This window comes from Micromonospora sp. PTRAS2 (genome assembly GCF_054052245.1).
In genome coordinates, this window is record NZ_JBSWBU010000032.1 from 1 (window position 1) to 11,826 (window position 11,826).

An 11,826-nucleotide genomic window follows, 5' to 3' on the forward strand; every position below is an offset into this window, starting at 1 on the left:
TCCGGTCGGTTCGTCCAGTTCGCCCCCAAGCTCAAGTCCGCCGGCGGCAACTTCGACCCGAACGAGTGGGCGCAGCTGTTCGTCGACGCCGGGGCGAAGTTCGCCGGCCCCGTCGCCGAGCACCACGACGGCTTCTCCATGTGGAACAGCCAGGTCAACGAGTGGAACTCCGTCGCCAAGGGACCCCGCCTCAACCTGCTGAAGCTGCACACCGACGCGATCCGGGCCCGCGGCCTCAAGGTCCTCGTCGCCATGCACCACGCGTTCAACTTCACCGGCTTCTACCAGTGGGCGCCGCAGCAGTCCGACGCGAGCCTGCGCAAGCTCTACGGCCAGCTGGGCACCGCCGCCGAGGAGCAGCTCTGGTACGACAAGCTCCGCGAGATCATCGACCAGTCCCAGCCGGACATCATCTGGCAGGACTTCGACCTGGCCCGCATCAGCGAGGCGCAGCGGCTGAAGTTCCTGGCGTACTACTACAACCGGGCCGTCGCGTGGGACAAGGAGGTCATCGCCACCTACAAGGACGGCCTGGAGCGTGGCGGCGCGGTCTTCGACTACGAGCGCGGCGGACCGGCCGCCCTGCGTGACCCCTACTGGCTGACCGACGACAGCATCAGCAGCTCGAGCTGGTGCTACACCACGGGGATCGGCTACTACACGCTCAACCAGATGCTGCACTCGCTGATCGACCGGGTCAGCAAGAACGGCAACATGGTGCTCAACATCGCGCCGATGGCCGACGGCACGATCCCGTCCGGGCAGCAGACGATCCTGCGCGGCATCGGCGACTACCTGCGCCGCTTCGGCGAGTCCGTCTACTCCACCCGGGCCTGGACGACGTACGGCGAGGGCCCCACCCAGATGGGCGGCGGTTCCTTCACCGAGCCGCGCGCGGGCACCCCCCAGGACATCCGGTTCACCCGCAGCAAGGACAACCGCGTGCTGTACGCGACGATCCTCGGCTGGCCGGGCAGCTCCGTCAACATCACCACGCTCTCGTCCAGCCGGATCAACCTCAGCTCGCTGGCCGGCGTGCAGCTCCTCGACACCACCGCCGGCAGCTACGTCAACCTGCCCACCCGCACCCAGGACGCCAGCGGGCTGCGGATCACCCTGCCGTCGGCGAGCGCGCCGTTCAGCGCGCCCGCGTACGTGGTGAAGCTGACCTTCAACGGGACGATCCCGACCCCCGGTGGCGGGCCCACCACCTCCGCACCGGTCGGCGTCTACGCCAACGTCAACTACGACAGCGGCGTCAACCTGTCGGTCGGCAGCTACACGGCCGCGCAGCTGCAGTCCGCCGGCATCGGGCTGCGGGCCATCTCGTCGGTCCGGGTCACCGCCGGCCACCAGCTCGTCGGGTACGCCAACGACAACTTCTCCGGCACCAGCTGGACGTTCACCGCCGACAACGCCGACCTGCGCAACACCGGCAACAACGACGCCATCGCCTCGCTGCGGGTCACCTTCAACCCGGCGACGTACCAGCGGATCGTCAACGTGACCAACGGCCTGGCGCTGGACAGCGGCGGCAACGTCGCCTCCGGCTCGCCGCTGAAGCAGTGGACCTGGGACAGCAACGCCAACCTGCAGTGGCAGATCGTCGACCTGGGCACCGGCTACTACCGGATCGTCAACCGCACCAACGGCATGGTCGTCGACGGCTTCGGCCTCACCAGCAACGGGGCCGCGGCGCAGCAGGCGGCGTGGAACGGCGGCAACAGCCAGCAGTGGCAGATCACCGACCAGGGCAACCGGCGGTACCGGATCGCCAACCGGGCGACCGGGCTGGTGCTCGACGGCGGCGGCCAGGTCGCCTCCGGCTCGCAGGTCAAGCAGTGGACCTGGGATGGCAACACCAACCTGCTCTGGACCATCACCACCGCCTGATCCCCGCAGCGCACCACCCGGCGCGTGTGTCGCCGCGATCCCCACGGGTCGCGGCGGCGCACGCGCCGGACCCACTCCCCCCAGAGATGGAGAAACCATAATGAACCGGAAAAGCGTGTTGGGCACCGGGCTGACGTTGCTGCTCGGCGCGACGGCCGCCCTCACCGCCGGCTGCGGCGACCAGGCGGGCGACGGGGCCGCCTCGGGCGGCGGCAAACCGCTCGTCGGGGTCGACTACCCACGCTCGGACACCGACTTCTGGAACTCGTACATCAAGTACGTGCCGAAGTCCGCCGAGGAGCTGGGCGTCGAGGTGAAGACCACCAACTCGCAGAACGACGTCGCGAACCTCATCTCGAACGCACAGACCTTCATGAGCCAGGGCGTCAAGGGGGTGGTGATGGCCCCGCAGGACACCGCCGCCATCGCGCCGACCCTGGCCCAGCTGGAGAGCCGCAAGATCCCGGTGGTCACCATCGACACCCGGCCCGACACCGGCAAGGTGTTCATGGTGGTGCGCGCCGACAACCGCGCCTACGGCACCAAGGCGTGCCAGTTCCTCGGCACCAAGCTCGGCGGCAAGGGCAAGGTCGTCATGCTCCAGGGCGGCCTGGACTCGATCAACGGCCGGGACCGCACCGAGGCGTTCAACGAGTGCATGGGCAAGGAGTTCCCCGGCATCAAGGTGTTCGGCGAGGCCACCGACTGGAAGGCCGACGTGGCGGCGTCGAAGCTGCAGACCCGCTTCGCGTCGGACCCGGACATCAAGGGCATCTACATGCAGTCCTCGTTCGCGCTGTCGGGCACGCTGCAGATCCTCAAGCAGCGGGGCCTGCAGGTGCCGCCGACCGACCCCAAGCACGTCTTCGTGGTCTCCAACGACGGCATCCCCGAGGAGCTGAAGAACATCGGCGACGGCCTGATCGACGCCACCGTCAGCCAGCCCGCCGACCTGTACGCCAGGTACGGGCTGGAGTACGCCAAGGCGGCGATCGAGGGCAAGACGTTCCAGCCGGGCCCCACCGAGCACGGCAGCACCATCATCCAGGTGCGCGACGGCCTGCTGGAGGACCAGCTCCCCGCGCCGCTGGTGACGCTGGACGGCGCGCCGGTCGCGGGCCAGCCCACCCTGAAGTTCGACGACGCGTCGCTGTGGGGCCGTAACGCATGAGTGCCGCCCCGCACCGCCCCGGCGACGGGCTGGCCGACGACGGCCAGCCCGTCGTCGAGGCCGTGAACATCACCAAGCGCTTCGGGTCCACGCTCGCCCTGTCGGAGGCGGGCATCCTGGTCCGCCGGGGTGAGACGCACGCCCTGGTGGGACGCAACGGCGCCGGCAAGTCGACGCTGGTGAGCATCCTCACCGGGTTGCAGGCCGCCGACGCCGGCGCGGTGGCCTTCGACGGGCGTCCGGCGCCGCCCCTGGGCGACCGCGACGCCTGGCGGCAGCGGGTCGCATGCGTCTACCAGAAGTCGACGATCATCCCCACCCTCACCGTGGCGGAGAACCTGTTCCTCAACCGGCACGCGCGGGGGCGCAGCGGACTGATCCGCTGGTCGAGCCTGCGGCGGGAGGCGGAGCAGCTGCTGGCGACGTGGTCGGTCGACGTCGACGTACGCCAGCCGGCCTCGACGCTCTCGGTCGAGCAGCGGCAGTTCGTGGAGATCGCCCGCGCCCTGTCCTTCGGTGCCCGGTTCATCATCCTCGACGAGCCGACCGCCCAGCTCGACGCCGCGGGCATCAACCGGTTGTTCACCCGGATCCGGGACCTGCGGGCGCACGGGGTGACGTTCCTGTTCATCAGCCACCACCTCCAGGAGATCTACGAACTCTGCGACCGGGTGACGGTCTTCCGCGACGCCCGGCACGTCGTCACCGCGGACGTGGCCGAGTTGAGCAAACAGGCGCTGGTCGCCGCGATGACCGGCGAGGACGTGACGATGCCGGAGGCGGACCATCGTCCCCTGCCGTCCGACGCTCCGGTGCTGCTGTCGGTGCGCGACCTGGTCACCTCGTCCGGCGCCGAGTTCTCGCTGGAGGCCAGGGCGGGCGAGGTCGTCGGCATCGCCGGTGGCGGCGGCAGCGGCAAGGTCGAGGTCGCCGAGGCGATCGTCGGTCTGGCCCGCCCGGCGGGCGGGACCGTCGCCCTCGGTGACCGGGTGCTGCGCCCGGGCAGTGTGCCCGACGCGATCGACGCGGGCGTGGGGCTGGTGCCGCAGGACCGGCACCGGGAGGGCCTGGTGGCGTCGATGTCCATCGCGGAGAACGTCACGATGACCGTGCCGCACCGCGTCGGGCGCTACGGCCTCATCTCGTCGGCCCGGCGCGACGCCCTGGCCCGGGACACGATCGCCGACCTGGCGATCAAGGCGTCCGGGCCGCACGTGCCGGCCTCCGACCTGTCCGGCGGCAACCAGCAGAAGGTCGTCATGGGCCGGGCCCTGGCCAGCGATCCGCGGGTGCTGGTCCTCATCACGCCGACCGCCGGGGTCGACGTGCGGTCCAAGCAGACCCTCCTCGGCGTCGTCGAGGACGTGCGCAGCCGGGGCACCACCGTGCTGGTGGTCTCCGACGAACTCGACGACCTGCGGATCTGCGACCGCGTGCTGGTGATGTTCCAGGGCCGGGTCGTCGGCGAGATGGCCCACGGCTGGAGCGACAACGATCTGGTAGCCGCCATGGAAGGGGTGGACCTCCACCATGTCTGACACGCTGTCCACCACCAAGACGCCGTCCCCGGCGCCCCCACCGTCGGCCGCGCCGTCGTCGCGGAGCCTGGCCATCGCCCGGCTGCGTGACCTGGCCCTGGTGCCGGCGATCATCGCGGTCGCGATCGTCGGGTCGATCGTCAATCCGGTCTTCCTCAGCTCCGACAACATCATCAACGTGCTGCAGAGCATGTCGGAGATCGCCATCCTCGTCCTCGCGCAGACCATCGTGCTGATCACCGGCAAGATGGACCTGTCGCTGGAGTCCACGTTCGGCCTGGCGCCCGGCATCGCCGCCTGGCTGATCGTGGACCCCGCGCTCACCCGGGGCCTCGGGCTCGGCGTGCTGCCGGACGGCTGGGCGATCCCGGTGGTCCTGCTCGTCGGCGCCCTCGTCGGCGCGTTCAACGGGCTGCTCATCGTCCGGTTCGGCCTCAACGGCTTCATCGTGACGCTGGGCATGCTGATCATCCTGCGCGGGCTGCTCACCGGCATCTCCGGCGGGCAGACCTTCTTCGCGCTGCCCGAGTCGATGACGTACCTGGGCTCCGCGAGCTGGTTCGGGGTGCCGGCCTCGATCTGGGTGTCGCTGCTGCTGTTCGCCGCCGGGGTCGTCGTCCTGGGGCACACCCGTGCCGGCCGGGCGCTCTACGCGATCGGCGGCAACGAGGACGCGGCCCGCGCGGCGGGCATCCGCACCGACCGGGTGCTGTGGATCGCACTCATCGTGGCCAGCGTGCTCGCGGCGCTCGCCGGCCTGCTGATCAGCGGGCGGCTCGCGGCGGTGCCGTCGGCCCAGGGCAGCGGCGCGATCTTCCAGGTCTTCGCGGCGGCGGTGATCGGCGGCGTCAGCCTCAACGGCGGCAGGGGCAGCGTGTTCGGCGCCTTCACCGGCGTCCTGCTGCTGTTTATGATCATCAATGTGTTGACCCTCGCCGGAGTGCCCGCGCAGTGGACCAACTTCCTCAACGGCGCCGTCATCCTGGTGGCCCTGGTGGTCTCCCGCATCACCGGGGGGAAGGCGCAGACGTGAGACGACCGGCCCGCCGGGCGGGCCCGTCGCGAGGCAGACCCACGAGCCGGGCAACCCGGCCGACGTTCTATCCCTTCAGGAGTTCCGGTGACTGAGCGCATCACGTCCGTAGCAACCATCGACGTACGATTCCCCACCTCCCGGCACCGCGACGGGTCGGACGCGATGAACCCGTTCCCGGACTACTCCGCGGCGTACGTGATCCTGCGGACCTCGTCGGGGGCCACGGGCTACGGCCTCGTCTTCACGGTGGGCCGCGGCACCGAGATCCAGGTCGCGGCCGTGCAGTCGCTCGCCCCGATGGTGGTCGGCCAGTCGGTCGACGAGCTGACCGCCGACCCGGGCGCGCTGGCCCGCCGGCTCGTCGGCGACAGCCAGATCCGCTGGCTGGGCCCGGAGAAGGGCGTCGTGCACATGGCCGCCGGCGGACTGGTCAACGCCGTGTGGGACCTCGCCGCCCGGCGGGCGGGCAAGCCGCTGTGGAAGCTGCTCGCCGACCTCACCCCGGAGCAGCTCGTCGCGCAGGTCGACTTCCGCTACCTGCGCGACGCCCTCACCGAGGACGAGGCGCTCACGCTGCTGCGCGAGGCCGCCGACGGCCGGGCCGAACGCGAGGTCCGGCTGCTCGCCGAGGGCTACCCGGCGTACACCACGACCCCCGGCTGGCTCGGCTACGACGACGAGAAGCTGGCCCGGCTCTGCGCCGAGGCGGTGCGCGACGGGTACGGGCTGATCAAGCTCAAGGTCGGCGGGAACCTGGCCGACGACGTCCGCCGGATGGGCATCGCCCGGGCGGCCGTCGGGCCGGACGTGCGCATCGCGGTCGACGCCAACCAGATCTGGGGCGTGCCGGACGCGATCCGGTGGATGCGCGAGCTGGCCGCGTTCGACCCGTACTGGATCGAGGAGCCGACGTCGCCGGACGACGTGCTCGGGCACGCCGCCGTGCGCAAGGCCCTGGCCCCGGTGAAGGTGGCCACCGGCGAGCACGTGCACAACGCGGTGATGTTCAAGCAGCTCCTGCAGGCCGACGCCGTCGACGTGGTGCAGATCGACGCGTGCCGGGTCGCCGGGGTCAACGAGAACCTGGCGATCCTGCTGCTCGCCGCGAAGTTCGGGGTGCCGGTCTGCCCGCACGCGGGCGGCGTCGGGCTCTGCGAGCTGGTGCAGCACCTGGCCATGTTCGACTTCGTCGCGCTCAGCGGCAGCACCGACGACCGGTCCATCGAGTACGTCGACCACCTGCACGAGCACTTCGTGGATCCGGTACGCATCAGCGGCGGGCGGTACCTGGCGCCCACCGCGCCCGGGATGAGCGCGGAGATCGTCGCGGCGTCCGTGACCGACTTCCGCTACCCGGACGGGCCGCAGTGGACGCGCCGGCCGGCGGCGGCGGGAGCGGCGACGGCATGATCATCGACGCGCACCACCACCTGTGGCGGCCGGAGCGCGGCTACGCGTGGCTCGACGCGCCCGAACTGGCGACCATCCGCCGGCCGTTCACCCCGGCGGACCTGACCGCCGAGCTCGCCGCGGCCGGCGTCGACGGCACCGTGCTGGTGGAGGGGGGCCGCTGCCACCCCGACGAGGCCGCCGAGTTCCTCGGCTACGCCGCCGACACCGCGCCGATCCTCGCGGTGGTGGCCTGGCTCGACGTCGCGGCCGACGACGTGGCCGCCACCGTCGAGCGCTACCGCGGGCTGCGGGGCGGCGACCACCTGGCCGGGGTGCGCTCGCAGGTGCAGGGCGAGGCCGACCCCGACTATCTCGACCGGCCCGACGTGCGGCGCGGGCTCGCCGAGCTCGCCGCCGCCGGGCTCGTGTTCGACCTGGTGATCCGCGCCGACCAGCTGCCGGCGGCGGCCCGGGCGGCCCGGGCGCTGCCGCAGCTGCGGTTCGTGCTCGACCACCTCGGCAAGCCCCGGATCGACGAGGGCGGGGCGGGGCTGCGCCGCTGGCGCGGGCCGCTGGCCGACCTGGCCGCCTGCCCCAACGTCACCGCCAAGCTGTCCGGCCTGGTCACCGAGGCCGGGCCGGACTGGACGCCGGACGACCTGCGCCCGTTCGTCGAGGTGGCGGTCGAGGAGTTCGGGCCGCAGCGGCTGATGTTCGGCTCCGACTGGCCGGTCTGCCTGCTCCGGTCGGACTACGCCGGCGTGGCCCGGGCGTTGGCGGCGGCGCTGCCCCCGCTGTCGGCCGCGGAGCGGCACGAGATCCTCGCCGGCACCGCCGTGCGCGCCTACGACCTGGCGCGGCGGGTCGCGCAGCTCCCCCCGGCGCCGGCCGGGGAGCCACACCCCACCGGAAAGGCATGACGTGCGACGCTACGGCTGGGTGATCCGGCTGCGACCGGACCACCGCGACACCTACCTGCGGCTGCACGCCGCCGTCTGGCCCGGCGTCGAACAGACGCTGCGCGAGGCGAACATCCGCAACTACAGCATCTTCCTGCACCGGGACCTGCTGTTCGGCTACTACGAGTACGTCGGCGAGGACCACGACGCGGACCAGCGCCGCATCGCCGAGGACCCGCAGACGCGGGAGTGGTGGAAACTGACCGACCCGTGCCAGGAGTCGCTCGCCGAGCCCGGCTCGGGGCACTGGTGGGCCCCGATGCACGAGGTCTGGCACCTGACCGAGGAGGCGTCGTGAACCGCAGCGCGCAGTACGTCGGCGACAACACCTTCGTGGTCGCCGAGGCCGACCCCGTGCCGCCCGGCCCCGGCGAGGTGCGCATCGACGTCGCGTACACCGGGATCTGCGGCACGGACCTGCACGTCGCGCACGGCGCGATGGACCGGCGGGTCCGGGTGCCCGCGGTGATCGGCCACGAGATGGCCGGCCGCATCGCCGAGGTCGGCGCGGGCGTCGAGGGTCACCGGGTCGGTGACCCGGTGACCGTCATGCCGCTGGACTGGTGCGGCGAGTGTCCGGCCTGCCGGGCCGGCCACAGCCACATCTGTCACCGGCTCAACTTCGTCGGCATCGACTCGCCCGGTTCGATGCAGCGTTCCTGGACGGTGCCCGCGCGGCTGCTGGTGCCGCTGCCCGCGGACCTGCCCCTGACCCACGCCGCGCTGGTCGAGCCGACCGCGGTCGCTGTGCACGACGTGCGGCGCTCCCGGCTCACCGCCGGCGAACACGCGGTGGTCATCGGCGCCGGCCCGGTCGGGCTGCTGATCGGCACGGTCGCCAGGGCGGTCGGCGCCGAGGTGACGGTGCTCGAACTCGACCCGCACCGCCGCGAGCTCGCCGCCGAGCTCGGGCTGAGCACCCTGGATCCGGCGGCGGTCGACGTCGTGCGGCACGTCCACGAGGCGACCGGCGGGGCCGGCGCCGCCGTGGTGTTCGAGGTGTCCGGCTCCGCTGCCGGGGTCCGCGCCGCGACCGACCTGCTCGCCGTACGCGGGCGGTTGGTGGTCGTGGCGATCCACCCCAACCCGCCGGCGGTGGACCTGCACCGCGTCTTCTGGCGCGAGCTGGAGCTGATCGGCGTGCGGGTGTACGAGCGCGACGACTACGCCGAGGCCGTCCGGCTGGTGCACGGCGGGCAGGTGCCCGCCGAGCGACTCATCACCCGGATCGTGCCGTTGACCGAGGTGGCCGAGGCGTTCCGGGCGCTCGCCGCCGGCGGCGAGGTGAAGGTCCTCGTGGACTGTGGAGGTGCGGCGTGAACCCGTTCGACCTGAGCGGCCGGCTGGCCGTGGTGACCGGCTGCCGGCGCGGGATCGGCCTGGCCATGGCGGAGGCCCTGGCCGCGGCCGGAGCGGACATCGTCGGCGTCAGCGCGGCGCTGGAGGAGTCCGGCAGTGAGGTCGGCCGGCGGGTGGCGGCGCACGGCCGGTCGTTCGAGGCGTACCGGACGGACCTGTCCGACCGCGTGGCCGTCCGCGCGCTCGCCGAGCGGCTCGGGCAGCTGCCCAGACCGGTCGACATCCTGGTCAACAACGCCGGCACGATCCGCCGCGCCCCCGCCGCCGAGCACTCCGAGCAGGACTGGGACCACGTGCTGGAGGTCAACCTGTCCGCCCCGTTCCTGCTCGCCCGGGAGATCGGCCGGGAGATGGTCCGGCGCGGCAGCGGGAAGATCATCTTCACGGCGTCGATGCTGAGTTTCCAGGGCGGCGTGACGGTGCCGGGCTACGCGGCGGCGAAGTCGGCGATCGCCGGCCTGACCCGGGCGCTGGCCAACGAGTGGGCCCCGCACGGGGTCAACGTCAACGCGATCGCGCCGGGCTACATCGACACCGACAACACCCGGGCGCTGCGCGAGCAGCCGGAGCGCAACCGGGCGATCCTGGAGCGGATCCCGGCCGGTCGGTGGGGTCGGCCCGACGACCTCGCCGGGGCCACCGTCTTCCTCGCCTCCGACGCGGCGGCGTATGTCAGCGGGGCCGTCATCCCGGTCGACGGGGGCTGGCTCGCGCGCTGAGCCGCCGAGGGCCGCAAGGCCGTGGTGCCGGGCCGGGGGCGTCGCCCCCGGCCCGGCGTCTGTCACGGGGTGGTCAGGTCGAACCGGCGGACGGTGACCGCGCCGCCGAGCGCCTGGGTGGCGTAGTTGAAGATCGCGAAGCGGTAGCCCATGAAGAACTGCCAGGCGTTGTTCAACGTCAGCGCGTTGCCCAGCGGGACGAAGTTCACCCCGTCGGTGCTGTAGGAGAAGGACGCCTGCCGCCCGCTGCCCGGCCTGATGTCGGCTTTGGCCCGCAACCAGATCCGGCCACCGCTGACCGCCGCGCTGGCGATCTCGGTGCCGGTGCTGGTGGTCCGCCAACTGCCGTCCATGGTCAGGCCGTTGGTCATCACCACCCGGGTGGCCCCGTTGTCCCGGCGTACGCCGATCCAGGCCGAGGAGTCGCGGAGCATGGCCAGCCCGGAGCGGTCGCCGTCGCGCATGGTCGAGTAGTCCAGCTCGATGGTGGCCGTGGAGGTGGGCCCCTGGATGCGCCGGGTCGCGGTGTTACGGGCGCTGTAGAGGTCGTTGGTGACGGTGGCCGTCTGCAACCGCAGGCCGCTGCCGGCCGACCACTTCGTGTTGTCCGGGTTGTGGTTCCACTCCCAGTGCGGGCTCAGCGTCGTGCTGGTGAAGGTGTCCGCGCCGGTCATCGGCGCGACCGGCCGGGCCGGCAGCGGCGACGGGTAGCTGCTGCCCCAGGCGCCGTTGACGGTCTGGATCTGCGGCCAGCCGTCGGCCGTCCAGGTGATCGGCGCGAGCGCCGGCACCCGGCCACCCGGGTACGCGTCGACGAACGCCATGTAGTACCACTGGCCGTTCTGGGTCTGCACCAGGCCGCCCTGGTGCGGCACGCCGCCGCCGGAGATCGGGCCGGGCATGTTCAGCAGCACCTGGCGCGTCTCGTACGGGCCCCAGGGGCTGGTCGAGCGCAGGATGTACTGCCCGTTGGCCGGCTTGGTGACGAAGATGTAGTAGTAGCCGTTGCGCTTGTAGAACCGCGAGCCCTCCAGCGTGCCGATGTTCGACGGCGTGGTGTACACCTGCTGCGTGCGCACCTGGCTCAGGCCGTCCGCCGACAGCTGCGCCACGTGCAGGGTGCTGTTGCCGTACGCGACGTACATCGTGTCGTTGTCGTCGACGAGCAGGCCCGCGTCGTAGTAGCAGTTGTTGATCTCGGAGCGCTTCTGCCAGGTGCCGCTGACCGAGGTCGACGTGTACACGTACGACTTGTTGAAGTCGATGCAGCCGATCCAGTAGAACGTGCCGTTGCTGGCGCGGTAGTTGAGCGTCGACGCCCAGATGCCGTTGACGTAGGCCCGGGAGGTGGAGCTGGGCAGGTCGTACTTGGTGCCGAAGTCCAGCCGGGGCACCGAGTGACCGGCGAACTCCCAGTTGACCAGGTCGTACGAGCGCAGCACGGGCGCGCCCGGGGAGTAGTGCATGGTGGACGAGGAGAGGTAGTAGGCGTCACCGACGCGGATGATGTCGACGTCGGCGGAGTCCTGCCACAGGACCGGGTTGGTGTAGCTGGAGCCGCCCGGGTTGCCGCCGTCGCCGACGCGGACGAGCTGCCACTGCTGGTTGTTGCCGCCCCAGTCGGCGTACTGCACCACGTTCCCGCCGTCGGCAGTGGAGGCGTTCTGGATCTCCACGGCCTTGTTGGAGTGCCGGGCGATCAACCGCACGTACCCGTCCGCGGAGTCGGCCAGGCGGAACTGCTGGTTGGTGCCGTTTG

General features: G+C 71.7%; 10 protein-coding genes. 9 read left to right on the forward strand and 1 reads right to left on the reverse strand.

All coding sequences use genetic code 11. The features are described 5' to 3' along the window. The 9 genes from ACVMYR_RS32860 to ACVMYR_RS32900 form a co-directional block, all read left to right on the forward strand. Positions 1-1,893: alpha-L-fucosidase (locus tag ACVMYR_RS32860; RefSeq protein ID WP_457123674.1), on the forward strand; the 1,893-nt coding region annotated here is incomplete at its 5' end. 100 nt (positions 1,894-1,993) lie between these two features. Then, complete coding sequence (locus ACVMYR_RS32865) at positions 1,994-3,064, forward strand: sugar ABC transporter substrate-binding protein (protein ID WP_396788324.1); 1,071 nt, start codon at positions 1,994-1,996, stop codon at positions 3,062-3,064. Further along, entirely contained in the window at positions 3,061-4,602 is a 1,542-nt protein-coding gene (locus tag ACVMYR_RS32870) for a sugar ABC transporter ATP-binding protein (RefSeq protein ID WP_457123675.1), read from the forward strand. The genes ACVMYR_RS32865 and ACVMYR_RS32870 overlap by 4 nt, the downstream gene beginning before the upstream one ends. Further along, entirely contained in the window at positions 4,595-5,635 is a 1,041-nt protein-coding gene (locus ACVMYR_RS32875) for an ABC transporter permease (RefSeq protein WP_043962964.1), read from the forward strand. Before ACVMYR_RS32870 ends, ACVMYR_RS32875 begins: the two co-directional genes overlap by 8 nt. A gap of 87 nt (positions 5,636-5,722) precedes the next feature. Beyond that, positions 5,723-7,048, forward strand: a complete 1,326-nt coding sequence (locus ACVMYR_RS32880; RefSeq protein WP_096761626.1) for an enolase C-terminal domain-like protein — start codon at positions 5,723-5,725, stop codon at positions 7,046-7,048. After that, positions 7,045-7,950, forward strand: a complete 906-nt coding sequence (locus ACVMYR_RS32885) for an amidohydrolase family protein (protein WP_077937302.1) — start codon at positions 7,045-7,047, stop codon at positions 7,948-7,950. The genes ACVMYR_RS32880 and ACVMYR_RS32885 overlap by 4 nt, the downstream gene beginning before the upstream one ends. Before the next feature lies 1 nt (position 7,951). After that, positions 7,952-8,287 (forward strand): L-rhamnose mutarotase, encoded by a 336-nt coding sequence (locus tag ACVMYR_RS32890; protein ID WP_043962960.1) that lies wholly within the window; start codon positions 7,952-7,954, stop codon positions 8,285-8,287. Then, entirely contained in the window at positions 8,284-9,309 is a 1,026-nt protein-coding gene (locus ACVMYR_RS32895; RefSeq protein ID WP_396788322.1) for a zinc-binding dehydrogenase, read from the forward strand. Before ACVMYR_RS32890 ends, ACVMYR_RS32895 begins: the two co-directional genes overlap by 4 nt. Beyond that, positions 9,306-10,067 (forward strand): SDR family oxidoreductase, encoded by a 762-nt coding sequence (locus tag ACVMYR_RS32900; protein WP_077937286.1) that lies wholly within the window; start codon positions 9,306-9,308, stop codon positions 10,065-10,067. Before ACVMYR_RS32895 ends, ACVMYR_RS32900 begins: the two co-directional genes overlap by 4 nt. Positions 10,068-10,129: 62 nt before the next feature. On the opposite strand, the gene ACVMYR_RS32905 is transcribed toward ACVMYR_RS32900, so the two are convergent. Continuing rightward, the coding region (locus ACVMYR_RS32905) for a family 43 glycosylhydrolase (RefSeq protein WP_457123676.1) at positions 10,130-11,826 on the reverse strand (1,697 nt) is incomplete at its 5' end.